23 protein-coding genes are annotated in these 24,389 nt (G+C 63.7%); 1 reads left to right on the top strand and 22 read right to left on the bottom strand.

Annotated elements, in window-relative coordinates; genetic code table 11:
* Window positions 1–6: 6 nt before the first annotated feature.
* The 13 genes from IEY62_RS11535 to pyrR form a co-directional block, all read right to left on the bottom strand.
* Window positions 7–2,106 carry a primosomal protein N' gene (locus tag IEY62_RS11535; RefSeq protein ID WP_189017728.1) on the bottom strand — a complete coding sequence of 700 codons (2,100 nt, stop codon included), beginning with the start codon at window positions 2,104–2,106 and terminating at the stop codon, window positions 7–9.
* Between the two features lie 149 nt (window positions 2,107–2,255).
* Complete coding sequence (gene metK / locus IEY62_RS11530) at window positions 2,256–3,485, bottom strand: methionine adenosyltransferase (protein WP_039241670.1); 1,230 nt, start codon at window positions 3,483–3,485, stop codon at window positions 2,256–2,258.
* 76 nt (window positions 3,486–3,561) lie between these two features.
* Window positions 3,562–4,821 carry a bifunctional phosphopantothenoylcysteine decarboxylase/phosphopantothenate--cysteine ligase CoaBC gene (coaBC, locus tag IEY62_RS11525; protein ID WP_189017725.1) on the bottom strand — a complete coding sequence of 420 codons (1,260 nt, stop codon included), beginning with the start codon at window positions 4,819–4,821 and terminating at the stop codon, window positions 3,562–3,564.
* Window positions 4,822–4,848: 27 nt separating this feature from the next.
* Window positions 4,849–5,109, bottom strand: coding sequence for a DNA-directed RNA polymerase subunit omega (rpoZ, locus tag IEY62_RS11520; RefSeq protein WP_017197559.1), 261 nt, complete (start codon window positions 5,107–5,109; stop codon window positions 4,849–4,851).
* Between the two features lie 38 nt (window positions 5,110–5,147).
* Entirely contained in the window at window positions 5,148–5,720 is a 573-nt protein-coding gene (gene gmk, locus IEY62_RS11515; RefSeq protein WP_189017722.1) for a guanylate kinase, read from the bottom strand.
* 21 nt (window positions 5,721–5,741) lie between these two features.
* The gene (gene mihF, locus IEY62_RS11510) at window positions 5,742–6,068 is read right to left on the bottom strand and encodes an integration host factor, actinobacterial type (RefSeq protein ID WP_189017719.1); all 327 of its coding nucleotides are present in this window, start codon (window positions 6,066–6,068) and stop codon (window positions 5,742–5,744) included.
* A 157-nt stretch (window positions 6,069–6,225) separates the two neighbouring features.
* The gene (pyrF, locus tag IEY62_RS11505) at window positions 6,226–7,095 is read right to left on the bottom strand and encodes an orotidine-5'-phosphate decarboxylase (RefSeq protein ID WP_189017715.1); all 870 of its coding nucleotides are present in this window, start codon (window positions 7,093–7,095) and stop codon (window positions 6,226–6,228) included.
* The gene (carB, locus tag IEY62_RS11500; protein WP_189017712.1) at window positions 7,088–10,396 is read right to left on the bottom strand and encodes a carbamoyl-phosphate synthase large subunit; all 3,309 of its coding nucleotides are present in this window, start codon (window positions 10,394–10,396) and stop codon (window positions 7,088–7,090) included. Before carB ends, pyrF begins: the two co-directional genes overlap by 8 nt.
* Window positions 10,396–11,640 carry a glutamine-hydrolyzing carbamoyl-phosphate synthase small subunit gene (gene carA, locus IEY62_RS11495; protein WP_189017709.1) on the bottom strand — a complete coding sequence of 415 codons (1,245 nt, stop codon included), beginning with the start codon at window positions 11,638–11,640 and terminating at the stop codon, window positions 10,396–10,398. Before carA ends, carB begins: the two co-directional genes overlap by 1 nt.
* Window positions 11,621–12,142 carry a PH-like domain-containing protein gene (locus tag IEY62_RS11490; RefSeq protein ID WP_189017706.1) on the bottom strand — a complete coding sequence of 174 codons (522 nt, stop codon included), beginning with the start codon at window positions 12,140–12,142 and terminating at the stop codon, window positions 11,621–11,623. Before IEY62_RS11490 ends, carA begins: the two co-directional genes overlap by 20 nt.
* Window positions 12,142–13,467 carry a dihydroorotase gene (locus IEY62_RS11485; RefSeq protein ID WP_189017703.1) on the bottom strand — a complete coding sequence of 442 codons (1,326 nt, stop codon included), beginning with the start codon at window positions 13,465–13,467 and terminating at the stop codon, window positions 12,142–12,144. The genes IEY62_RS11490 and IEY62_RS11485 overlap by 1 nt, the downstream gene beginning before the upstream one ends.
* A complete protein-coding gene (locus tag IEY62_RS11480; protein ID WP_189017699.1) occupies window positions 13,467–14,495 on the bottom strand; it encodes an aspartate carbamoyltransferase catalytic subunit in 1,029 nt (342 codons plus the stop codon). The genes IEY62_RS11485 and IEY62_RS11480 overlap by 1 nt, the downstream gene beginning before the upstream one ends.
* The gene (gene pyrR / locus IEY62_RS11475; RefSeq protein ID WP_018777733.1) at window positions 14,492–15,076 is read right to left on the bottom strand and encodes a bifunctional pyr operon transcriptional regulator/uracil phosphoribosyltransferase PyrR; all 585 of its coding nucleotides are present in this window, start codon (window positions 15,074–15,076) and stop codon (window positions 14,492–14,494) included. The genes IEY62_RS11480 and pyrR overlap by 4 nt, the downstream gene beginning before the upstream one ends.
* Window positions 15,077–15,186: 110 nt before the next feature.
* Between pyrR and IEY62_RS11470 the strand changes: the two genes are divergently transcribed.
* On the top strand, window positions 15,187–16,482 hold the full coding sequence (locus tag IEY62_RS11470; RefSeq protein ID WP_189017696.1) for a PrsW family intramembrane metalloprotease: 1,296 nt from the start codon (window positions 15,187–15,189) through the stop codon (window positions 16,480–16,482).
* A gap of 94 nt (window positions 16,483–16,576) precedes the next feature.
* Here IEY62_RS11470 and nusB read toward each other — a convergent pair whose 3' ends face one another.
* From nusB to ruvX, 9 genes are all read right to left on the bottom strand, one after another.
* Entirely contained in the window at window positions 16,577–16,987 is a 411-nt protein-coding gene (nusB, locus tag IEY62_RS11465) for a transcription antitermination factor NusB (RefSeq protein WP_189017693.1), read from the bottom strand.
* Window positions 16,987–17,550: an elongation factor P gene (gene efp / locus IEY62_RS11460; RefSeq protein ID WP_011774957.1), complete on the bottom strand. Its 564-nt coding sequence runs from the start codon at window positions 17,548–17,550 to the stop codon at window positions 16,987–16,989. The genes nusB and efp overlap by 1 nt, the downstream gene beginning before the upstream one ends.
* A 155-nt stretch (window positions 17,551–17,705) precedes the next feature.
* The gene (locus IEY62_RS11455; RefSeq protein ID WP_189017690.1) at window positions 17,706–18,227 is read right to left on the bottom strand and encodes a tetratricopeptide repeat protein; all 522 of its coding nucleotides are present in this window, start codon (window positions 18,225–18,227) and stop codon (window positions 17,706–17,708) included.
* Entirely contained in the window at window positions 18,224–19,315 is a 1,092-nt protein-coding gene (gene aroB / locus IEY62_RS11450) for a 3-dehydroquinate synthase (protein WP_189017687.1), read from the bottom strand. Before aroB ends, IEY62_RS11455 begins: the two co-directional genes overlap by 4 nt.
* A complete protein-coding gene (locus IEY62_RS11445; protein WP_189017684.1) occupies window positions 19,312–19,878 on the bottom strand; it encodes a shikimate kinase in 567 nt (188 codons plus the stop codon). The genes aroB and IEY62_RS11445 overlap by 4 nt, the downstream gene beginning before the upstream one ends.
* The gene (aroC, locus tag IEY62_RS11440) at window positions 19,878–21,077 is read right to left on the bottom strand and encodes a chorismate synthase (protein WP_189017681.1); all 1,200 of its coding nucleotides are present in this window, start codon (window positions 21,075–21,077) and stop codon (window positions 19,878–19,880) included. Before aroC ends, IEY62_RS11445 begins: the two co-directional genes overlap by 1 nt.
* 26 nt (window positions 21,078–21,103) lie before the next feature.
* Window positions 21,104–21,958: a shikimate dehydrogenase family protein gene (locus IEY62_RS11435; RefSeq protein ID WP_189017678.1), complete on the bottom strand. Its 855-nt coding sequence runs from the start codon at window positions 21,956–21,958 to the stop codon at window positions 21,104–21,106.
* Window positions 21,955–23,802 carry an endolytic transglycosylase MltG gene (mltG, locus tag IEY62_RS11430; RefSeq protein ID WP_189017674.1) on the bottom strand — a complete coding sequence of 616 codons (1,848 nt, stop codon included), beginning with the start codon at window positions 23,800–23,802 and terminating at the stop codon, window positions 21,955–21,957. The genes IEY62_RS11435 and mltG overlap by 4 nt, the downstream gene beginning before the upstream one ends.
* The gene (ruvX, locus tag IEY62_RS11425; protein WP_189017671.1) at window positions 23,799–24,389 is read right to left on the bottom strand and encodes a Holliday junction resolvase RuvX; all 591 of its coding nucleotides are present in this window, start codon (window positions 24,387–24,389) and stop codon (window positions 23,799–23,801) included. The genes mltG and ruvX overlap by 4 nt, the downstream gene beginning before the upstream one ends.

Here is a 24,389-nt window from a genome sequence, read left to right as displayed (position 1 = left end):
GGGCGCCTAGAGGACGTCCACACCGTCCAGGCGCAGCTGCACCGGCCCTGCCGTGCGCTTGGCAGCGTTCACGGCCTTGACCGCCCGCATGGCTCGAGTTGTTTCCGCGGCCTCGGTATACGGAATGAAGTACAGCGTCCTGACATCTGCGTCAGCCTCTTCGGCCGCAGTTGGCGACCCTCCGGCGAACAATTGCACCGGGGCCGGACCGGCAGTGCGGAGTTTGGTGCCGGACGCCAGCGGAGCACTGGCCTCGAAAGCTTCGGAAAAGTGCCCGACGTCGGCCCTTGAGCCAGTCACGGAGGCCACCCGGACCGCGGGCGGCAGCTGGAGCTCTCTCCGCAACGCGAGCTCCCTCGACGCATAGCCTGCAGCGTCCCACCGCAAGAGTGCGCCCGTGGCCGCGGTGTCATCCGCGGTGATCACTACCAGCCCGCCTTGGCTGGCAGGCTTCACGAGGGAAGCGGCATTGAGCCAGCGGCGAACGGTGTCCTCTCCTGCACGCAGGTTTTCCCGCCGGAGCAATGAATTGCCATCCAGCAACAGCGCCGCGGCATATCCGGCGGAAGCCACAGGCTCTGCCCCGACCGTGGCAACCACCAAGGCAGGAGCATCAGGGACCATGGCTTTGATGTTCTCGCCCGACGAGGTCACCACCGGCTTGCCAGGGAACGCCCGTCCCAATTCCTCCGCAGTCCTCATGACTCCGGCGGCTCCCCTGCGCAGCCTGGTTCCGCTGCAGTGCGTGCAGCGCCACTGCGGAGCCGGTGTGGAGCACCAGCGGCACGCCGGCATGGCCGAACTGCTGGAGACCGCCAAAGGCCCCTGGCAAACGTTGCAGCGGGCAAGCTCACGGCACGTCTCACAGACCAAGGACGGCGCGTATCCAGCGCGGGCCACCTGCACCAGGACGGGGCCGCGCTCCAGGCCATCTTTGGCCGCGCGCCATGCCGCACCGGGCAAACGGGCAATCCGGGCCAAGGGGTCGCGTTCCTGCTCGAAGCTGTCAGCGGTATTGAGGACGCGCGGCACGGTAGCGCGAACTGTGGTGCGGGGAGCTTCGATGGGCGCCGCCCACTGCATTTCCACGAGCCGCTGCAACTCTGTGCTGCGGCTGTGGGACGCCATGAGACACGCCGCTCCCTCCTGCTCGGCCCGGAGCAACAACACTTCACGGGAATGGGCGTAGGGAGCGCGTTGCTCGATGTGGACGTCGTCGCCGTCATCCCAGCACACCACCAGCCCTAGGTCCTTGACCGGCGCGTAGGCAGCAGAGCGGGTGCCGATAGCTACACCGGCCGCACCGCTCAGGAGCCGCAGGAAGCTCCTGTAGCGGGGCGTCTGCCCATCGTCCGCAGTGAGCCGGGCAACGTCCGATGCAGGCAGGACCTTGGCCAGGGCAGACTCCAGCTGCTCAAGGTCCCGGTAATCCGGAACCACCACCACCGCGCCCCGCCCCGAGGAGCGGACTGTGGCGACGGCTGACGCGACGAGAGAAGCCCAGCTACCCGGGCCGAAGCCCTGGAGGGCCGTGAGGACAGCTTTGGGCGAACCGCCGCTGGCCAGGTGCTGCAGAAACGACGTGCCGTTGGAGTACGCTGCCCAGGCATGGGCCTCGGTGAAGGGCTTCAGCTCTGCGACATCGGCGTCCAAATCCCCGGCCAGCAGTTCCTTCTCCACCTTGGCCACACGGGGAGGCACAGCCGTCCGCAGAACGTCGCTGAGGGTACCGGCGTAGCGGGCAGCCACGGTGCTGGCCAACTCGGAGACGGCCGGAGTCAGGACCGCCACCGGTGACACGACTTTATGCAGGGCCGTGAGCGCGTGTGCTGCATCCGAGGAACCGCGGCGTTCGATGATGTAGCCATTGAGATCCTGGCCGTTGAACTTCACTTTCACCCGAACGCCCGGAGATGCTACATCCGCCAGTTCGGCGGGAACGCTGTAATCGAAGGGCCTGTCCAGGTGGGGAAGGGATGACTCAAGGATGACCCGCGCAACAGGATCCACCGCGGCCAGAGGGGGTCCATTGGCCGGCATCCGGTCGGGGAAACCCTGCAGGAGCGAGGGTTGGAGCAATGAAGGTTGGACATCGTTCGCTGCCATTCCCGTCACCTCCAACTCATCGCACCGAAAACGCTTCACTTTCAACGGGAAATGCCCGCAGCGGGATTGACCCGCTGCGGGCATCTCTCTGGCTAAAGCCAATCACGAACCCCCGACAAAACAACATCGGGCCGTTCGCGGGAGCCACGTCAGGCGTTGAAGTACTCCTTGAGGTCCGCAACGCGGTCCAACCGCTCCCAGGTGAAGTCGGGCTCATCCCGTCCGAAGTGGCCGTGAGCGGCAGTCTTGGCGTAGATGGGCCGCTTGAGGTCCAGGGCATCGATGATGGCCCGCGGCCGAAGATCAAAGAGTTCGTCGATCGCTTCGCTGATGCGGGCAGGGTCCACGGTTTCGGTGCCGAAGGTCTCCACGTAGGTTCCCACGGGACGCGCCTGGCCAATCGCGTAGGCGATCTGGATCTCGGCACGCTTGGCAAGTCCTGCGGCCACAACGTTCTTGGCGACCCACCGCATGGCGTAGGCAGCTGAACGGTCCACCTTGGACGGATCCTTGCCTGAGAAAGCACCACCGCCGTGGCGGGAGAATCCGCCGTAGGTGTCAACGATGATCTTGCGCCCGGTCAAACCGGCATCGCCCACCGGTCCACCGATGACAAAAGCGCCGGCGGGGTTCAGGATGTTCGCTGTGCGGGAGAGGTCAAGGTTTGACGCGGCCAGCACGGGTTCGATGACGTAGCTTGCCAGGTCCGCGCGGAGCTGATCAAGGCTTGCTTCCTCTGCGTGCTGGCTGGAGATTACTACGGTTTCGACGGAAACCGGGCGGTCGCCGTCGTACCCAACCGTGACCTGTGTCTTGCCGTCGGGCCGCAGGTAGGCAAGTTCGCCGTTCTTGCGGACTTCCGTCAGGCGCTCCGACAGGCGGTGGGCCAACCAAATGGGGGTCGGCATGTACGACGCCGTTTCATCACTGGCGTAGCCGAACATGATGCCTTGGTCGCCGGCGCCCTGGAGGTCGTAGTCGTCCTCCTGGCGACCTTCACGCGCTTCAAGCGAGTTGAAGACCCCACCGGCGATGTCGTTGGACTGCTGGCCGATGGATACGGAAACACCACAGCGGGCGCCGTCAAAGCCGTTGGCGGAGGAGTCGTAGCCGATTCCCAGGATGGTCTCGCGGACGATCTGCGGAATTTCGACGTAAGCATCGGTGGTGACTTCGCCTGCCACGTGCACCAGGCCGGTTGTGGCCATGGTCTCAACGGCCACGCGGGACTCAGGATCCGCTGCCAGCAACGCGTCAAGAATGGAGTCGCTGATCTGGTCGCAGATCTTGTCCGGGTGCCCTTCAGTAACCGACTCGGAGGTGAAGAGGCGGAGCTTGGACGGGGTGCCATGGTGTTCATGGTGCAGCGGTAAAGTCACTCGACCACCTTACTGTGTTGCGGGATCACGTCATCTGCCGTGTGTCCCTTTGCTAAGAATTCCGGCGTGGGATCAGTCACAGGGCCGGAAAGACCTGCGCGAGTTCGGCACTCACCCGGTCAATCACTGCGGCGGCGACGTCTGCCTTGGTTCCGGCCGCGGATTGCGGTTCAGCGCCGTGGCCGGAAAGGATCACCACCGAGTTGTCGTCCTGCCCGAAGACCCGGCCAACACCAACGTGATTGACAACAAGGAGGTCGCAGCCCTTGCGTTTGAGTTTGGCGGCCGCATGCGCCAGGACATCGCCCTGCGCGTCCCCGGTTTCTGCCGCGAAGCCGACAATCAGCTGCTGGCCGCCTTCAGCATTCCGCCTCTGAACAAGCTCGTGCAGGATGTCAGGGTTCCGGACCAGGCGCACCACAGGTGCGTCCTCGCCGTCGACCTTCTTGATTTTTGTGTCCGAAACCTCTGCCGGACGGAAGTCCGCCACGGCCGCGGCCATGATGACGACGTCCGAATCCACTGCCGCCTTCAGCGCTGCCTCGCGCAGCTCCAAGGCTGACTCAACGCGGACAAGCTCGACGCCGGCCGGCGGCGCCACGTCCATGTGTGCGGACAGGAAACGGACCCTGGCCCCGGCGGCCAAAGCGGCATCGGCCAGCGCTGCGCCCTGCTTGCCCGAGGAACGGTTGCCGAGGAACCTGACCGGATCCAGGGCCTCCCTGGTTCCACCCGCGGAAATGGTAACCGTCCTGCCAGCGAGCGATGCATGGGCGGCCGCCTGTGCTGGGGCACTCTCCGACATGCCGGAGGCCTCCGCCAAGGCCATGGCGGCGGCAAAGATGGCTTCCGGTTCCGGGAGCCTGCCCGGACCGGAATCGGCGCCCGTGAGGCGTCCGGAAGCTGGTTCCAGAACCGTCACGCCACGGCTGCGCAACGTTTCCACGTTGGCTTGGGTTGCCGCATGCTGCCACATTTCGGTATGCATCGCGGGCGCGAAGAGTACCGGGCCGTGAGCCATGAGCAGGGTGTTGGTGAGGAGGTCGTTCGCCTGCCCGGTGGCTGCCTTGGCCAGGAGGTCGGCAGTGGCCGGAGCAATGACGATCAGGTCCGCCTGGTGCCCCAGGCGCACGTGGTTGACCTTGTCGACGTCGTCGAAGACGCTGTTGCTCACCGGGTTGCCGGAAAGGGCCTCCCACGTGGCAACCCCGACAAAACGGGTGGCTGCCTCTGTAGGGATGACCGTCACCTGATGGCCGGCTTCAGTAAAAAGCCGGAGGAGCGATGCAACCTTGTAGGCTGCAATCCCTCCCCCGACTCCGAGGACTATGCGCACGTGACCTCCGTCAACAGGCAGTCTGCTTTATTCTGCGGGCTCGATCGGCGTGGAAACCAGAAGGCCTTCGTTGATCTCGCGGAGGGCGATCGAAAGCGACTTCTCGTTCAGCTTGGTGTCAACCAAGGGACCGACGTACTCGAACAGGCCCTCATGCAGCTGGGCGTAGTAAGCGTTGATCTGGCGGGCACGCTTGGCGCCGAAGATCACCAGGCCGTACTTGGAATCGGCAGCCTCAAGCAGCGAATCGATCGGCGGGTTGATGATGCCTTCAAGGTTCGTGGACACGAATTCTCCAAATTCTAGCGGGCCAACAAACAGACGCTTTAGCGTCCGTGCGGGGTAAGCCCCATGAGTGAAACAAGCTCGTCCGCTGCCCGGCGAACGTCGTCATTAATGACGGTGTGGTCAAACTCCGGTTCAGCAGCAAGTTCCAGTTTAGCGGTTTCCAGCCTGCGCTGCTGTTCCTCCGCCGTTTCAGTGCCGCGGCCGACCAGGCGACGGACCATTTCGTCCCAGCTGGGCGGGGCCAGGAAGACGAAGTTGGCGTCCGGCACAGCCGCCTTGACCTGTCGCGCACCTTGGAGGTCGATTTCCAGGAGGACCGACTTGCCCTCGGCGATCGCGGCATCGACGGTGCTGCGAAGGGTCCCGTAGCGGTTCTGGCCGTGAACTACCGCCCATTCGAGCAGTTCGCCGTCGGCTACCAGGGCATCGAACTCTTCTGCTGACTTGAAGAAGTAGTGGACACCGTCCTTCTCACCGGGACGGGCGGCCCGGGTGGTGGCTGAAACCGAAAGCCAAACCTCTGGATAGTTGTCCCTGATATACGTGGATACGGTTCCTTTGCCAACGGCAGTGGGGCCTGCAAGGACGGTCAGTCCAGGATTCTTGCTCACGGATTCCTTCGGGGAGATGCGTCAAACGCTTTGTTGGGTATCCATAAAATCTACCAGCGCCCGGGCCTGGTGGATTCCCAACCCCCTGATGCGCCGTGATCCGGCAATGCCGATATCCGCCATGATCCCCGCCGCCCGGACCGGGCCGATGCCCGGCAAAGCTTCCAGCAACTCCACTACGCGCATCCGCGCGATCGCCTCGTCCGAGTCGCCAGAGGCAATCAACTCCGCGATACTCACTTCTCCGCGCTTCAGCCGCTCCTTGGCTGCGGCCCTCACAGCCCTGGCCTTGGCGGCCTTTTCCAACGCATCGGCACGCTCTTGCGGTGTCAGCTCTTTCAGGCCCACTGCCGAACCCCTGTCAGATCGAGTTTGTGATGCACATCACGCGACTGATCCTGAACCTACCGCCAGGGACCCGGTTGCGCAATGAGTTGGAGCAACGCGGGGTCACTTATGGCCCTTTGGAAGGCCCATCATGGGCCAAAAGTGACCCCGCGTTGCTTCAGGAACGAAGTCCGGCCAGCGTCTCCTCGGCCGCATCGCGCAGCGCAGCCGCCGAAGGACCTGCGGCCAGGATTCCCCGGCTGGAGGTGGCCAGAACCTGCGGATAGGCATCAGCGAAGGTGGCACGAAGGTCGGCAGGCGTCGCGCCCTGGGCTCCGAGTCCCGGCGCAAGAATCGCTCCGCGGACCGGGCCAAGCTCGATGTCCAGGTCCGTCAGCGCCGAACCAATCGTGGCACCGACAACCAGGCCCACCGACCCCAGGACACCTTCATAGCGCTGGTTCTCTGCGGCCGCAGCGGAAACGATCCTGCGGGCAACGGACTGCTCGCCTCCGACATGTTGAACGGACTTTCCTTCGGGGTTCGACGTCAGTGCAAGCACGAACACTCCCCGGCCGTACTGGGCAGCGAGGTCCAGAGCCGGACGCAGCGACTCAAATCCCAAATAAGGGCTCAGGGTCACCGAGTCTGCGGCCAAAGACGAACCATCGCGCAACCAGGCGTCCGCGTAAGCAGCCATGGTTGACCCGATGTCTCCGCGTTTGGCATCCGCGATGCTGAGAACGCCCGCTTCCGCTGATGCGGCGAGCACTCGCTCCAGCACAGCCATGCCCGCTGAACCGTGGCGCTCGTACAGTGCCACCTGCGGCTTGACTGCGGCAGCGAGGGAAGCCACCGCCTCCACAACTGTCAATGAGAAGCGCTCCAGCCCGGCGACGTCGTCGTTCAAACCCCAGTCAGCCAGAAGCTGGGGGTGCGGGTCGATGCCTACGCAGAGCGGGCCACGCTCAAGCATGGCCGCAGCCAGCCGGGAGCCGAAAGACTCCCGGACCGGCTGCGCCTGCTGCGATGCTGCAGACTCAGCCACGTGCGGCTTCCATGGCGGCCGACAGGTTGGCTGCGTGCTCCTGCAGGCTGGTCACCGACCATTCATAGGTCCGCAGGGCCTCGATCGCCTGGACTGCCGCGTTGAACTCCGCAACGGTGGTGATGCAGGGAATGCCGATGGAGGTGGCTGCGGCGCGGAGTTCGTATCCGTCGCTGCGTGCTTCGCCACCGGACGGGGTGTTGAAGACCATGTCGATCTCGCCGGCGATGACGAGGTCCGCGATGGTTCCCTCGCCTTCGGCGCTGCTTCCCTCGGCAACCTTGCGGACCGGAGTCGCCTGGATGCCGTTGCGGCGCAGGACATCGGCGGTGCCACCCGTGGATACGATCTCGAAGCCAAGGTCCGAGAGCCGCTTGACGCCCATGATCACCGAACGCTTGTCGCGGTTGGCCACGGAAACGAAGATCTTCCCTTCGGTGGGCAGCGCGTTGTTGGCCGCTGCCTGGCTCTTGGCGAAAGCGGTATCGAAGTGCTTGTCGATACCCATGACTTCACCGGTGGAGCGCATTTCCGGGCCGAGCAGCGAGTCGACGACCTTGCCTTCCGGGGTGCGGAAGCGGCTGAACGGCAGGACCGCTTCCTTCACGGCAACCGGCGCGTCCAAAGGCAGCGTGGAACCGTCGCCCGTCTCCGGCAGCATCTTGTAAGCGCTGCGGAGCTGGTTGATGGTAACGCCTGTGCCGATGAGGGCTGCCGCCTTGGCCATCTGTACACCCGTTGCCTTGGAGACGAACGGAACAGTACGGGAAGCCCGGGGGTTGGCTTCCAGGACGTACAGGACGTCCGAAGCCAGTGCGAACTGGATGTTGATCAAGCCACGGACGCCCACGCCCTCGGCGATGGCCCGGGTGGCCGTGCGCACGCGTTCGATCACGTTGTTGCCAAGGGTGATCGGAGGCAGGACGCAAGCGGAGTCACCGGAGTGGATGCCTGCCTCTTCAATGTGCTCCATGATGCCGCCGAGGTACATGTCCGTGCCGTCGAAGAGGGCATCGACATCGATCTCCACTGCATCTTCAAGGAAGCGGTCGATCAAGACCGGGTGGTCCGGGGTGATCTCCGTGGCGTTCGCGATGTAGCGGGAAAGGTTGGCTTCGTCGTAAACGATCTCCATGCCGCGGCCGCCCAGCACGTAGGACGGGCGGACCAGTACCGGATAGCCGATTTCGTCGGCGATCTTCTTGGCGTCCTCGAAGGAAACGGCGGTGCCGTTCTTCGGGGAGGTCAGGCCGGCTTCATCCAGGACCCGGGCGAAGGCGCCACGGTGTTCGGCAAGGTCGATCGCTTCCGGCGAGGTACCCAGGATGGGAACACCGGCGTCGGCAAGCTGCTGGGCAAGCTTCAACGGAGTCTGGCCGCCGAGCTGTACGAACACACCCATGACGCCGCCCGTCCGCTCCTCCGCGGCGATGACCTCAAGGACGTCCTCGAGGGTCAACGGCTCGAAGTACAGGCGCGTGGAAACGTCGTAGTCGGTGGAGACCGTCTCCGGGTTGCAGTTGACCATGACGGTCTCGTAGCCAGCCTTGCGCAGCGCCATGGAGGCGTGCACGCAGGAGTAGTCGAACTCAATGCCCTGGCCGATGCGGTTGGGTCCGGAGCCGAGGATGATGACGGAAGGCTTCGCGTGGAGACCAACCTCGTCCTCTTCGTCATAGGAGGAGTAGTGGTAAGGCGTGTAGGCGGCGAACTCGGCTGCGCAGGTGTCCACCGTCTTGTAGACAGGGCGGATGCCCAGGGCCTGGCGGACCCCGCGGACCACGGCCTCGTTGTTGTGCGTCAGGGCACCGATCTGCTCATCGGAGAAGCCGTGGCGCTTGGCGTTCCGCAGCATTTCCTCCGTCAGCACACCGGCTTTGCGGATTTCCTGGGCGGTCTCGTTGAGCAACTGCAGCTGGTCCAGGAACCAAGGGTCGATCTTGGTGGCCTCGAAGAGGTCCTCCACGGTAGCCCCGCCCAGGAGGGCGCGCTGCACCTGGTGCAGGCGGTCCGTGGTGGGCCGCTTGGCCTTCTCGATCAGCTCAGCCACTTCATATTCCGGAACGGAACTGAAGTCCAGCTGTGAGCCCTTCTGCTCCAGTGAGCGCAGAGCCTTCTGCAGGGCTTCGGTGAAGTTGCGCCCCATGGCCATCGCTTCGCCCACCGACTTCATGGTGGTGGTCAGCGTGTTGTCTGCTGCCGGGAACTTCTCGAACGCGAAGCGCGGAACCTTGACCACCACGTAGTCAAGGGTCGGCTCGAAGGAGGCCGGGGTCTTCTGGGTGATGTCGTTCGGGATCTCGTCCAGGGTGTATCCCAAGGAGAGCTTCGTGGCGATCTTCGCGATGGCGAACCCGGTGGCCTTGGACGCAAGCGCCGAAGAACGCGACACGCGAGGGTTCATTTCGATGACCACAACACGGCCGGTTGCGGGGTCGATCGCGAACTGGATGTTGCAGCCACCGGTGTCCACGCCGACTTCGCGGATGACCGCGATGGAGACGTCGCGCAGCTTCTGGTACTCGCGGTCCGTCAAGGTCAGCGCCGGGGCAACCGTGATGGAGTCGCCGGTGTGGACACCGACGGGATCAAAGTTTTCGATGGAACAGACAACAACGACGTTGTCGTTCTTGTCGCGCATCATCTCGAGTTCGTATTCTTTCCAGCCGAGGATGCTTTCCTCGAGCAGGACCTCGGTGGTGGGGCTGTACTGGAGGCCCTGTCCGACAATACGGCGGAGGTCGTCCTCGTTGTACGCGAGGCCGGAACCCAGCCCACCCATGGTGAAGGAAGGCCGGACCACCATGGGGTAGCCCAGGTCCTCTGCAGCAGCAAAAGCCTCTTCCATCGTGTGGATGATGTGGCTGCGGGCCGACTCGGCGCCGCAACGCTCCACGACGCCCTTGAACTTTTCACGGTCCTCGCCGAGCTCGATGGCCGCAATGTTGGCACCGATGAGTTCGACGTTGTACTTCTCCAGTACGCCGTTCTTATCCAGGGCAATAGCCGTGTTCAGGGCCGTCTGGCCACCCAGGGTGGGCAGGATGGCGTCCGGACGCTCCTTGGCGATGATCTTCTCCACCACCTCCGGGGTGATGGGTTCAACGTAGGTGGCGTCGGCGAACTCCGGGTCCGTCATGATGGTGGCCGGGTTCGAGTTGACCAGGATGACCCGAAGGCCCTCCTCCTTGAGGACCCGGAGGGCCTGGGTGCCGGAGTAGTCGAACTCGGCCGCCTGGCCAATGACGATGGGACCGGAACCGATGACAAGGACGCTCTTGAGATCTGTACGCTTGGGCATTACTTCTTGTCCTCAGTCTTGGAGTCGTTGTTCTTTGCGGGAGCGGCGGCTTTGGTATCGGCCATGAGGTCGATGAAGCGGTCGAAGAGGTACGCGGCATCGTGCGGGCCGGCAGCTGCCTCCGGGTGGTACTGGACCGAGAAGGCCGGGATGTCGAGGCAGGCGAGGCCTTCGACGACGTCGTCGTTCAGGGAGACGTGGCTGACTTCCACCCGGCCGTAACGCTCTTCCGGCGCCACCGTGGATCCGTTCAGCGGCGCGTCCACTGCGAAGCCGTGGTTCTGGGAAGTAATTTCCACCTTCCCGGTGCGGCGGTCCATCACAGGCTGGTTGATGCCGCGGTGGCCGTAGCGGAGCTTGTACGTGCCAAAGCCCAACGCCCGGCCCAGGATCTGGTTGCCGAAACAGATTCCGAAGTACGGCAGTTTCTCGTCCAGCACAGAACGCAGCAGGGAAACCTGGTGGTCGGCGGTGGCGGGGTCGCCGGGTCCGTTGGACATGAAGAAACCGTCGGGCTTGACCGCGTTGACGTCCTCCAGAGTGGACGTGGCAGGCAGGACGTGTACCCGTACGCCGCGCTCGGCGAAGCGCACCGGAGTCATAGCCTTGATGCCGAGGTCCACTGCGGCGATGGAGAAGCGGGGTTCGCCCTCCCAGCCGTGGTCCTTGGGTTCAACCACGTAGGCCTCGTCGATGGAGACTTCCTCGGCCAGGGCTGCGCCCTCCATGGGTGCGCTGGCGAGGACGGCGTCCAACAGTTCCTTGTCAGTGGCCTGGGCGGCCTCGCCCGAGAAGATACCTGCCCGCATGGTCTTGTGCTCGCGGAGGTGGCGGGTGATGGCACGGGTGTCAACGCCCTGGATGCCCACGATTCCCTGCTCGACGAGTTCTTCGTCAAGGCTTCGCTCGGAGCGCCAGTTGGAGGGCCGGCGCGCGGCATCGCGGACAATGTACCCCGCAACCCAGATGCGGCGGGATTCAGCGTCTTCGCTGTTGACTCCGGTGTTGCCGATGTGCGGCGCTGTCTGCACGACGAGCTGACGGGCGTACGAGGGATCGGTGATGGTCTCCTGGTAGCCGGTCATTCCGGTGGCGAAGACGGCCTCTCCCAGAGCGGTTCCCTGGGCGCCGTAGCTGCGGCCGCGGAACATGCGGCCGTCTTCGAGCACCAGTACTGCTGCTGAGGGGGTGGTTTTGGTGGCTGCGTTACTTTCCGTCACTTTATTACTTTCCACTATCGGCATCTGCCTGAGGGGCTGCGGAGATCAATTCCTGGAGGGCTTCAAGGAGGAGCTTCTTGTCGGCTGAGTGCCTGGACCGGAACCCGGTGTCGAGTTCCCGGGCGCCCAGCCGCCAGCTGATGACCAGGAGGCCGTCCTTTTCGACGAACTTTCCGGCCATGCCGTTGGCTTCGCGACTGTCCACCAGGGCCCGCCGCGGGATGAAGACGGGGGCGGCGCCGGAGCGGTCGAACAGCACGCCTTCAGCGTGGATGCTCAGTTCCGCGTTGGTCCGGATACCCAATCCCTGGACCGCGATGCGGTCGAGCCAGTCGCCCGCCGTCGTGGTGGTCACGTACTGGCCATCAGCGACGACGCTCGCCGGCGTCAGCTGTTCCGGTACCCCGGGGAGGCGTTCGACGTCGGCTTGTCGCCTCAGCCGGTTGCGCCACCCGAGCCAGATCATCGCCAGGACGACGACGATCAGTGGCACCGTGATGAGCACGGTCAGTGTTTGGTTGCTCATCAGTTGCTGCTGACTGCCGGATGCTTGTAGGGCGTGTTGAGCCGGCCGTCGAGGACCGTGGGGTGGCCCTTGAAGAAGGTAGCCACCACAGATCCGGGCAGCTCCCTGCCCTTGAACGGTGAATTGCGGCCCATGGTTGCCATCTTATGGGGGTCCACCGTCCAACGCGCAGCCGGGTCCACCAGGATGACGTTGGCCGGCTCCCCAACCTCCAGCGGACGGCCCTGGTCGGCCACTCGGCCGATGGCGGCGGGTGTGAACGAGGTGACCCTGGCGAAGTCGGCCCAAGTCATGAGGCCGGTTTCGATCATGGTTTCCTGCACTACCGAGAGCGCCGTTTCAAGGCCCGTCATGCCCATGGCCGCCTGCGCCCACTCGCACTCCTTGTGCTCGCTGGGGTGGGGGGCGTGGTCGGTTCCGATGACGTCGATGGTGCCGTCGGCCAGTCCTTCACGCAGGGCCTGCACATCAGCGTCCGTGCGCAGCGGCGGGTTGACCTTGTAGACGGGGTCGTAACTGCGGACCAGTTCATCGGTCAGGAGAAGGTGGTGCGGGGTCACTTCGGCAGTGACGTTGATCCCCCGGGCTTTCGCCCAACGGACGATCTCAACGGACCCCGCAGTGGAAACGTGGCACACGTGCAGCCTGGAACCGACGTGCTGGGTGAGCAGGACGTCGCGGGCAATGATGCTTTCCTCGGCAACGGCGGGCCAGCCGGTCAGTCCCAGAACGGCAGAGACTGTGCCCTCGTTCATCTGTGCCCCGGCGGTAAGGCGGGGTTCCTGCGCGTGCTGGGCCACCACGCCGTCGAACGCTTTGACATACTCAAGCGCGCGGCGCATGAGTACCGGGTCATGAACGCACATGCCGTCGTCGGAAAACATCCGCACCTGGGCGCGGGAGTCGGCCATGGCGCCCAGCTCGGCGAGCTGCTCGCCGGCCAAGCCCACGGTGACTGCGCCGACCGGACGCACATCAACCCAGCCGGACGCACGGCCCAGGCTGTGGACCTGCTCGACCACGCCGGCAGTGTCAGCCACAGGGTTGCTGTTGGCCATGGCGTGGACGGCCGTAAAACCCCCGAGGGCAGCCGCGCGGGTGCCGGTCTCGACCGTTTCCGCGTCCTCGCGACCGGGTTCACGCAAGTGCGTGTGGACGTCCACCATGCCCGGAAGAGCTACCAGGCCCTTGCCGTCGATGACGGTGGCGCCCTCCTCGGAGAGGTCGGTGCCCCGGGCGGCAATAACGCCGTCGTGGATGAGCAGATCCTGGGCTTCGCCACCGAGGATGGCGGCCCCGCGGATCAAATAGGTGTTCTCGGCCATCAGTTGCTCTCCTTGCTGGACGGGCTTGCGAAAGCCGGTGTGACTGTGTTCAGTGGGGCTGCTTCGCGGGTATCCCCGGACAGCAGCAGGTACAGGGCCGCCATGCGGACCGAAACGCCGTTGCGAACCTGCGCAAGCACAGTGGAGCGGGGCGAGTCGGCGGCGGCGGATGAAATCTCCAGGCCCCTGTTCATGGGACCGGGGTGCATGATGATGGTGTCCTTCATACCCAGGTCATCCAAAGCTTTGAGGCGGGCGTCATCGAAGCCCCAACGGCGTGAATATTCGCGGGTGGACGGGAAGAACGAGGCGTTCATCCGCTCGCCCTGGACGCGCAGCATCATCATGGCGTCGATGCCGGCCTCCAGCGTTTCGTCCAGGTTGTAGCTGACTTTGCACGGCCAGTGCTCGACGCCGATGGGCAGCAGGGTGGGTGGCGCCACCAACGTGACCTCGGCACCCAGGGTCTTCAGCAGCCAGACGTTGGACCGGGCCACGCGGGAGTGCAGCACGTCCCCTGCAATGGCGACGCGCATGCCCTTGAGGTCTGCCCCAGTGGATGCCACGCCGCTGAGCTTGGACCAATGCCGTCGCATGGTGAAGGCGTCCAGAAGCGCCTGCGTGGGGTGCTCGTGGGTACCGTCGCCGGCGTTGATGACTGCGGCGTCGATCCAGTCCGTGGCAGCCAAGCGGTGCGGGGCACCCGAAGCCCAGTGGCGGATGACGACGGCGTCCGCCCCCATGGCAGCGAGGGTCTGGGCGGTGTCTTTGAGGGACTCACCCTTGGACACGGAGGATCCCTTGGCTGCGAAGTTGATGACATCGGCGGACAGGCGCTTGGCTGCCGCTTCAAAGGAGATCCGGGTGCGCGTGGAGTCCTCGAAGAAGAGGTTCACTACCGTGCGGCCGCGGAGTGCGGGGAGCTTCTTGACCTCCCGGTCACCCACTGCGGACATCTCTTCCGCGGTGTCCAGGATGCGGATGGCGTCGGATGCGACCAGGTTTTCAGTGGAAAGAAGATGCTTCACTTGCCTGCCTCGATAACTACCTCATTGACGGGCGTCCCATCCACGGAATCAGTTTCCTCAAGGTGCACCCGGACCTTTTCCGCTGAGGAGGTCGGCAGGTTCTTGCCCACGTGGTCGGCACGGATGGGAAGTTCGCGGTGGCCCCTGTCCACCAGGACCGCAAGGCGGACGATACGGGGACGGCCAAGGTCGACCAGGGCGTCCAGGGCTGCCCGGATGGTGCGTCCGGAGTAGAGGACGTCGTCAATGAGTACAACGACTTTGTTGTCGATGCCCGACAGCGGAAGCCGCGTGTGGTGCGGCGGCCGGGTGGGCTGATGGGAGAGATCGTCACGGAACATGGTGACGTCCAGCTGGCCGACAATGGCCCCGGCATTAACCGTGGGATCGGCTGCGGCGATCTTGTTGGCGAGCCGCACGGCCAGCGGGTAACCGCGGCTGGGAATGCCCAACAGAACCAGGTCCTGCGAGCCTTTGTTGGCTTCGAGGATCTCGTGGGCGATACGAGTAAGCGCACGATCGATATCCGCCTGGTTGAGTACAACCCGCGACGGCACGTGCGCAGAAGTGACTTCAGTCATCGCTCGTCTCCCCTTTCCCCGCCTCACGGGACGGAATTAAAAAAGGAATATTTGCTCCTCAAAACTATCACAGCGCCCATGTGCCCACAGCGCGGGGTCCTGAGCGGGCCATGAGTTTAAGCTCACATTTCCGGGCGTGGAATAGGCTCTTTCCCATGAGCATGAACCAACCCGGTCAGCATGGCCGGCGTCCTTATCCCAGGCCCTACCTGGAGCCAGGCGCCAATCCCACCTGGATCGGCCGCGTTCAGCCGGGGAACTACCAGACGGCGCCGGGCAACCCGTCGCCCCTGCCGCCGCAAGGCTGGGCCACGCCACCAGCACCGCGTGCACCCCGGAACAGGGGCACCCTTCCCCTGCTCATCGTGGGCTCCATCCTGGCTCTGGGGAGTCTGCTGTTGGTGATCCCTTTCCTCTTGGGCAATACGGGCATCGCAGGGTTCGTCATCGGCTTCCTGGTCTCACTGATCCCACTGTCCGTGGTTCTGTTGACGGTGCGCCTCATCGACCGGTGGGAACCGGAGCCGCCGCGGCTCCTCTGGTTCGCCTTTACTTGGGGTGCAGCCGTATCCATAGCCGGCACCTTGTTGATCCAACCACTTTTCGCGCTTGCCGCTCCCACTGGCAGCGAGGAAGCCTTCGCCTATTTCATGGCCACGGTCCAGGCCCCGATCGTGGAGGAATTCACCAAGTCATTGGGACTTCTGGTCCTGATCCTGGCAGCCCGTAAGTACTTCGATGGTCCCGTGGATGGCGTGGTGTTCGCGTTCACCATCGCTGCGGGGTTCGCCTTCACCGAGAACATCCTCTACTTCGGACGTGAAATAGCCTCTTCCACTGATCCCGGCACGGACTTGGTCCGCATCTTCATCCTCCGAGGCGTCATGTCTCCCTTTGCCCACGCGGTGTTCACGGGCACGACAGGACTGATCATGGGGTTCGCTGCCAGGAAATGGCACCCTGGATATGCGGTCCTGGCCTTCTTCATCGGCCTGCTGCCGGCAATGTTCCTGCACAACCGCTGGAACAGCATGGGGCAGAACTTCCTGGTGGAGTACTTCGTTGTCCAGGTTCCGATCTTCCTGATCGCAGCAGCCGGCATCATCGTGCTTCGCGTCGCTGAGGGAAAACTGACCCGCCAACGGCTTCTGGAGTATGCCCGCGCGGGCTGGTTCACGCCTGCCGAGGTGGAGATGCTGGCGACGTCCAGAGGTAGGCGCCAGGCACTTCGCTGGGCAGCGTCAAGGGGCCGGGGCGGACAGATGAAGGCATTCATCAAGGGAGCGACCGCCTTGGCTTTCACACGCCAGCGCATACTCAGTGGCCGCGATGTCCCGGTGCACCAGCACGATGAACTCGAACACCTTCGCCTCATACCGGCGTTGAGGGCCGCCGTCCTCCAGTAGTTCCGGATGGTTGCCTGCCAGTAACTCGTAAAAAATGGACCCTCCTCCCGGGTTTCCGGGGAGGAGGGTCCATTTTTCGATGCTGTCCTGGCAGTCAGGCCAGCAGAGACGGCTTGAGTTTCTGCAGACGCCCCAGCAGCCCGTTGATGAACGCCGGGGACTCGTCGGTGGACATCGTCTTGGCGAGGGCGACGGCTTCGCTCACGGCCACGCCGTCGGGAACTTCGTCATTGTAGAGAAGTTCCCACGCACCGATGCGAAGAATGATGCGGTCAACGGAAGGCATGCGCTCCAGGGTCCAGCCTTGCGCGTATGTCTCCAGGAACTCGTCGATGGTTGACTGCATGGACACAACACCTTCCACGATTTCCACCGTGTAGGGGTTGATGACGAGGTCTGTTTTCTCCCGACGCGCTGTCATCGCATCAAAAGCCGAAACTGAGCGCTGCTCCGCTTCGAAAAGTACTTCCAAGGCCCTGCTACGGGCTTTACCGCGTGCGCTCACTAGTCGTTGACCCGGCCCAGGTAGCTGCCATCGCGGGTATCGACCTTGACCTTGGTGCCCTGCTCAACGAACAGCGGTACCTGGATCTCGTAGCCGGTTTCCACGGTGGCCGGCTTGGTTCCGGCGGACGAGCGGTCACCCTGCAGGCCGGGCTCCGTGTAGGTGATTTCGAGAACGACGCTCGGGGGCAGCTCGATGTACAGCGGCGTGCCCTCGTGGATGGCGATGTTGACCATCTGGTTCTCGAGCATGAAGTTGGTGGCGTCGCCGACGGTCGCACCGGAGACGGTGATCTGGTCGTAGTCCTGGGTGTCCATGAAAACGAAGTCTTCGCCATCCTGGTACAGGTACTGGTAGTCGCGGCGGTCAACCGTTGCGGTTTCAATCTTCAGGCCGGCGTTGAAGGTCTTGTCGACCACCTTGCCGGACATGACGTTGCGCATCTTGGTGCGGACAAAGGCGCCGCCCTTGCCCGGCTTGACGTGCTGGAACTCAATGATGTTCCAGAGCTGGCCCTCGAGCTTCAGTACGGTCCCGTTCTTGATGTCGTTTGTGGTTGCCACTCGTATCCTCTGGTTAATCGCACTGGTTCTAGCTGCCAGCTATCTATGCCAAGCAGGCGTGCCCATCGGCGCGCCAGCGCGTATTTATCAAAAATCCAAAAACCATTCTACCGGCAAATGCGGCGTTTCCTTGCGGGCAGCCCTGCGGGCAGCTCTCAGGAAGCAAGTTCCAGGACATCCCGGGCCCGTTGCAGGGCTACAGCCGACGAGTAGATCAGTGCCGCGTCGGCGGCCATGGCCACCCTCAAATCAAGTGCCCTGGAGAACTCTTCGGAGGCTGCCAAGGCGTTGCCGCTCACGAAGTATGCCCGGCCAAGATACTGGCGCACTACTGCTTCCTTGGAAGTTCCCTGGACCTCGTGCAGCAGGTGGCGGAACAGCTGGACTGCCCGGTCATGGCGGTTGGTCGCCCGGTGGACTTCAGCCTCGAAGATCCTGAGCCGAAACGACTCGGGATCCTTGTAGCGGGCCTCAGCCAGAAGTTCAGCCGCTTCCTTGGGTTGGTTTTCCAGCAGGAGTGCCATGATCCGGTCCGCGGGGTCATCCGAAGCCGCAAGCGCTGTCTCCATGACTTCCTCGTTGACCACCACGGGCAGGAGTGTGTCCGGGTTCATGCGAACACCGGGGAAGCCGGCTGTTGGCCAGTCACTGACCCCTTCGCGCAGGGCAATCGTCATGATGCGATCTCCTGGTAGGCGGCAAAAAGAAGGGAAGTGTCGGGGACATCCAGGATCCCCGGCTTGGCAACTCCGTCGAGGACGACGAAGCGCAGGAGGTCGCCGCGGGACTTTTTGTCCCGGCGCATGCCGTCCAACAAACCCTGCCAGCGGTCCCTGCGGTAGGTGATGGGCAGGCCAAGGCTTTCCAGGATGGTGCGGTGACGGTCGGCGTCGGCGTCGGACAAACGCCCAACACTGCGGGACAATTCCGCGGCGAACATCATGCCCACGGCTACGGCAGCACCGTGGCGCCAGGAATACCGCTCCACCAGTTCGATGGCGTGGCCCAGGGTGTGGCCGTAGTTCAGGATTTCGCGCAGGCCGGATTCCTTCAGGTCCTGCGAAACGACGTCGGCCTTGACGGCGATGGCACGTTCAATAAGTTCGCGAACGACGTCCGAGCCGGGGTCCATCACGGAGTCCGTGTTCTTCTCGATCAGTTCGAGGATCGCGGGGTCGGCAATGAATCCACATTTGATGACCTCAGCCATGCCGGAAATGAGCTCGTTCTTCGGCAGGGTTTGGAGTGTATCCAGATCGGCCAGGACGGCAGCGGGCGGGTGGAACGAACCAACGAGGTTCTTGCCCTCGGCGGTGTTGATGCCCGTCTTGCCGCCAACCGAGGCATCCACCATCCCCAAGAGGCTCGTGGGCATGTGGATGACTTTGACGCCGCGAAGCCAGGTGGCTGCCACGAAGCCCGCAAGATCGGTGACTGCACCACCGCCAACAGCCACAATGGCGTCCGAACGGGTGAAGTCATTCTGTCCCAATACTTGCCAACAGAATGCGGCAACCTGGATGTGCTTGCCTTCCTCAGCGTCCGGGATTTCGGCTGTGAGCGCGGTGAATCCCGCACTCTCCAACTCGTCGCGAACGGTATCGCCCGTCAGCCGAAGGGCGCGCGGGTGGATGACCAGGACCCGCCGGACGCGTTCGCCGAGTTTTTCGGGAAGGGTCTGCAACAGGCCGCGGCCCACCACGACGTCGTAGTTTTCGTTGACTGACTGGCCGGTCACCTTGATGACAGTTGCTTCGTTGCTCACTTTTCAACTTCCTCTTTCAAGGCTGCATGCTGGCGCAGCCTTTCCTCCAGATGGAGGCCGATTTCCGCCACGGATCCTGAACGGACATCCATGACGATGTCTGCGAGCCGTTCGTACACAGGACGCCTGGTGGCAAAGAGTGCTTCCCACCGGGCCATTGCGTCACCCTGCAGCAAGGGCCTTCCCGTGTTGCGCGCGATCCGGTCCGCCACAGTTTCCGCATCGCATTCCAAGTAAACAACGGTGCACTCCCCCAGCAGTTGCTGGGTTCCGGAATCAAGGACCGCTCCGCCGCCCAGGGAAATGATCGCGGGCTGGATTTTGGCGGACTCGATCGATTTCGCCACGGCCCTGGCCTCGATCTCGCGGAAGGCATGCTCGCCGCGTCCTGCGAAGATGTCCGCTATGCTCCCGTGGGCAGCAACCACCACAGCGTCAGTGTCCACAAACGGCAGACCAAGCTGCTGGGCCAGCTGCTGGCCTATGGCGGACTTGCCAACAGCCATGGGGCCCACCAAAACAACGGGATGGGCGGGGCAGCCATCCAGGACGGAGCGAACCACTACCGGCCGACCGAGTCCAAGGTGGCCGGAATGCTGTCAAGGTAGCTTTGCAGGTTCCTCTGGGTCTCCGCCACGGAATCGCCACCGAATTTCTCGGCAACGGCCTCAGCGAGAACCAGGGCAACCATGGCTTCGGCAACAACACCGGCAGCGGGAACAGCACAAACATCGGAACGCTGGTGGTGCGCCTTGGCAGGCTCGCCCGTGCTCACGTCGATGGTACGCAGTGCGCGCGGAACAGTAGCGATCGGCTTCATGGCTGCGCGGACACGCAGCACTTCCCCAATGCTCATTCCGCCTTCGATGCCACCGGCACGGTTGGTCTGGCGGACAATCCTGCCGTTGTCGTCCTTGACGATTTCATCGTGCGCAGCCGATCCGCGGCGGGCAGCCGTAAGGAACCCGTCGCCGACTTCAACACCCTTGATGGCCTGGATACCCATGAGCGCAGCGGCAAGCCGCGAGTCAAGACGACGGTCCCAGTGCACGTAGCTGCCCAGTCCCGGAGGCAGCCCGTACGCGAGTACCTCAACGACGCCGCCAAGGGTTTCGCCTTCCTTGTGGGCAGCATCCACCTCGGCAACCATCGCGTCGGAGGTTTCGCGGTCGAAACAACGAAGAGGGTCGGCGTCCAAGGCCAGCACGTCCCGGGGCCCGGGCAGCGGCTTGCCTTCAGGAACGGTGACGCTGGCAATGGAGACAGTGTGGCTCACCAGTTCCACGCCAAGCTGCTTCAGGAACTGTGCAGCGACCGTACCGAGCGCAACGCGGGTGGCGGTTTCGCGCGCACTGGCGCGTTCAAGCACCGGACGGGCTTCGTCGAAGCCGTACTTCTGCATCCCAGTGAAGTCCGCGTGCCCGGGACGGGGGCGGGTCAAAGGGGCGTTTCGCGCCTGGTCGGCGAGGACCTCGGGGTCCACAGGATCAGCAGACATGATCTGCTCCCACTTGGGCCATTCGGTGTTTCCCACCTGGATGGCCACCGGGCCGCCCTGGGTGAGCCCGTGCCGGACGCCACCCATGATGGTGACCTCGTCCTGTTCAAACTTCATGCGGGCGCCACGTCCGTAGCCCAGGCGGCGACGCGCCAACGCGTCACGAATTTGCCCGCTGGTGAGTTCAACACCGGCGGGCACGCCTTCAACAATTCCGATCAGAGCCGGACCGTGGGATTCACCGGCAGTCAACCAACGCAACATATAACCAATCCTGCCATGTAGGGCCTCTAGAACACCCGCCGGGGAAGCCCGACTGAGTCGCACATCACATCTATGACGGCGGTATCAACGTCATAGCCGCTGAAGAGCCTTATCTGCTCTGCCGCCTGGTACATCAGCATCTCCAACCCCGGGACTACCGCTCCCCCGTGGCCGCGCCAGACTTCGGCAATACGGCTCGGCCAAGGATCGTAGGCGACATCCAGCAGGACACCGGCTCCGGTTCCCGGCAGTGCCGCCAGTTCCCCAGCCAAGTCGTCAGCGGCGCGGGGCGGGAAGGTGGAGATCACCAGGTCCGTGCCTGCCACAGCCGAGGCAGCTTCCGTCAGCGGCCTGACGGACAGGGAAATCCCGACGGCGGCCGCGGCGGCTTCCGCATCACCGGCTCGCCCGGCGTCGCGGACAAAGACATCAACATGGCCCGCACCAAGTTGCTGGACCGCGGCAACTGCAGCAGCCGAGGTACCGCCGCCGCCGAGGATGGCGGCGCGGGGGGCAGAAGCCACGCCTGCGTAGCGGACCGACTCCACGATGCCCGCGACGTCGGTGTTGTATCCCGCCCGACGCACCGTGCCGCCGTCGTTCTCGAAAACGACGGTGTTGATGACGCCCAACAGAGCGCCTGCCCCGCGGACTTCGTCGACTTCCCGGACCATGGCCGACTTCAGCGGCATGGTGACCGACAGGCCACACCAGGACCCATCTTCGCGGAGCGACTCCATGAATGCCGGAAGGCCGGCAACGGTGACATCAATGGCCGAGTACCCAATGTCCACACCCAGTTTGGCGTAGGCAGCGGTATGCAGCGCCGGAGACTTCGAGTGGGAGATCGGATGGCCCAGGACCGCAGCCCGACGACTCACACACACCGTCCCGCGTTGGCCTGGCACCATGCGTTGTATTGCTCAACATAAGTGTTGTGCTCAGCCAGGGTCTTGGAGAACTTGGTCTCCTTGGTGTCCAGGTTGATGGTCACCCAGTAGAGGTAGTCGTTGGGTGTCGGCTTGGCTGCGGCATCGATCGCGGTCTTACCCGGTGAACCGATGGGCCCCACCGGCAGACCAACATTCGCGTACGTGTTGTACGGATTGGACTTGTCGGCCTTTTCTTCTTCCGTGACGTGGAAGGACTTCCTGCCCAGACCGTAGGTTACCGTGGCGTCCGATTGGATGAGCCCGCTGGTTTCGACGTTGTTGGGCTTGAGCCTGTTGTAGATGGCGCCCGCCACGTTTCCGTAGTCCGCCTGTCCGCCCTCCGCCTGCACGATGCTGGCGATGGTCACGGTGTCGTACTGCTTGGCGGGGTCGGTGATTCCCTGGGACTTGAGTTCATCCAAGGTGGTGGTTACCAGCTTCTGGATGATGTCCTTGGCCGGGGTACCGAGTTCGAAACGGTACTCCCCCGGCGCCAGGAAGCCTTCGAGGTTCTTGGCTTTGGCCGGAACGCCGAACTGTCCAGGCGCCTGGTTGAGGGCGTTGAGCTGCTCCAGGGGAATGCCTGAGCCCTTGGAGATGGCCTCAAGTGATTCACCGATCCGCAATCCTGCGCTCAACGCAAAGTACATGACCTTGGACGTGTCCTTATTGACCAGGACCGCAACGGCGTCGGAGTTCTTCATCTCTGTTCGGAACGTGAAATCTCCCGGCGACAACTCGCCGCCTTGGCTGGCAAATTCCTTGACGAACGAATCGGCGTCCGCCACAACATGCTTCTGCACGAGGTCGTTCGCTACAGCCTTTGGTCCTGAGCCTTGGGGGACGGTGACAACAACGGAACCCGTGCCGGGTCCCGGATAGTCGGTGACCTTGTCCATGCCCAGCAAGGGCTTCAGGAACTGCGCGCCGACAGCGATCGCGGCGACGAACACTCCCAGCGTCAGGAGGAGGGCCAGGACACGACGGCGGCGGCGCGCCTTCTTCGCGGCTGCTTTGGCCGACGCTGTGGTCACAGCAGGCGCCAACAGCTCGTGGGGATGATCGTCGTGGTGGAGCTCGTCATGGTGGAGCTCCTCCGGGTGAATCTCGTCCGGGTGGAGCTCATTGTGGAACCCGTCATGCGCCGCTACGCCGTAATGCGCGTCATGTTCGGCGTACTCATGGGCCTCCAGGGGCAACGCGGAATGCTCTGCGTGGACCAGTTCTTCGTCACCATGCCCGGCATGGGCGTGGTCGAACTCTTCATGGTCAATCGGCTCGTGGTCAATTGGTTCGTGGTCGATCGGCTCATGGACGACGGGCGCATGGTCAGTCGGCGCGTTGTCGATCGGCGCGGGGTCAATAGGCGCGTGGTCAATCGGATCATGTTCGACGGGCGCAGGGTCCCCCGCTTCGGAGACTGTCGGCGCAGGCACCGCATGGTCACGGTCGACATTCCCCTGCACAGGCAGGGACTCGGCAACCGGCTTTTGGGCGGGAACCGGCGGGACCGGCGGAGCGGCAGGGGCTGCCGGAGGGGTGGGCGCAGACGTGGCCGCGGAAGCCGGCGGTGTTTCAGGGACTCTAGGAGCTGGAACAGCAGGAACGGGACGCGGAAGTTCAGCCTCTGCATCGACTGTCGGGGATTCCTCCCCCGGGGTCGCCTCGGGAACGGGTACGACGTTGTGGTTCTGCGTGGCGAGGAATCGTTCCCGCGCCCGCAACTCTTTGCGGGTCAGCGGCATGCCGCCGCCAGCGGTACCGCTGGAGGGGTCGTTGTTGACCGGGCTCACAGTTGCAGTCCCCTCGTAGAAGAATCGGGTTCACTGCCTGAGGCAGCCTGCAGCGTTGGGGCACTGCTGGGCTTTGCGGACTCCGCCGGTGCCTGCACTCGGCGGCCAATGTCCGTTCCTCTGGCTTTTTGCATGTCGATCGCGTGCTGGAGTATTCCAGCAGCAGCAACCTGATCAACCACTTTACGGTGATTCCTGCTGCTCATGCCAGCTTCGTGCAGGTTGCGGTGTGCCGTAACAGTGGAAAGCCGCTCATCGACCAGGTTCACGGGAATGTCCAGACCGACGCGGGCCAGCTCGCCGACCAGCAGCATGGCGTACTCGGTGGCCATGGCTGCCGAGCCGCGTTCTTCCCCCTTCATGGTCCGGGGCAGGCCGACAAATATTTGCACTGCAGGCAATTCCGCGGCGTGTTTGACCACCACGCGGACGTCGGAGTTCTTTTTGGCATCGCGCCCAACCGTCTTGAACGGTGTGGCGAGAATGCCGTCAGGATCGCACTGCGCAAGGCCAACCCTGACGGTACCGACGTCTACCCCCAGCTTGATACCGCGGGGGTAGACGTCATCGTTAGTACGGGCGGACAC

The sequence above is a fragment of the Paenarthrobacter histidinolovorans genome, assembly GCF_014647595.1.
GTDB classification, from domain to species: domain Bacteria; phylum Actinomycetota; class Actinomycetes; order Actinomycetales; family Micrococcaceae; genus Arthrobacter; species Arthrobacter histidinolovorans.
This window is presented reverse-complemented; position numbering and strand designations above follow the sequence as displayed.

Excerpts from the sequence above, each read along its gene's own strand:
- IEY62_RS11490 (WP_189017706.1), bottom strand. The coding sequence starts at position 12,142 with ATGAGCAACCAAACACTGACCGTGCTCATCACGGTGCCACTGATCGTC.
- carA (WP_189017709.1), bottom strand. The coding sequence starts at position 11,640 with ATGCCGATAGTGGAAAGTAATAAAGTGACGGAAAGTAACGCAGCCACC.
- IEY62_RS11455 (WP_189017690.1), bottom strand. The coding sequence starts at position 18,227 with ATGACGATTGCCCTGCGCGAAGGGGTCAGTGACTGGCCAACAGCCGGC.
- IEY62_RS11470 (WP_189017696.1), top strand. The coding sequence starts at position 15,187 with ATGAGTTTAAGCTCACATTTCCGGGCGTGGAATAGGCTCTTTCCCATG.
- IEY62_RS11535 (WP_189017728.1), bottom strand. The coding sequence starts at position 2,106 with ATGGCAGCGAACGATGTCCAACCTTCATTGCTCCAACCCTCGCTCCTG.
- pyrR (WP_018777733.1), bottom strand. The coding sequence starts at position 15,076 with ATGACTGAAGTCACTTCTGCGCACGTGCCGTCGCGGGTTGTACTCAAC.
- IEY62_RS11485 (WP_189017703.1), bottom strand. The coding sequence starts at position 13,467 with ATGGCCGAGAACACCTATTTGATCCGCGGGGCCGCCATCCTCGGTGGC.
- aroC (WP_189017681.1), bottom strand. The coding sequence starts at position 21,077 with ATGTTGCGTTGGTTGACTGCCGGTGAATCCCACGGTCCGGCTCTGATC.
- carB (WP_189017712.1), bottom strand. The coding sequence starts at position 10,396 with ATGCCCAAGCGTACAGATCTCAAGAGCGTCCTTGTCATCGGTTCCGGT.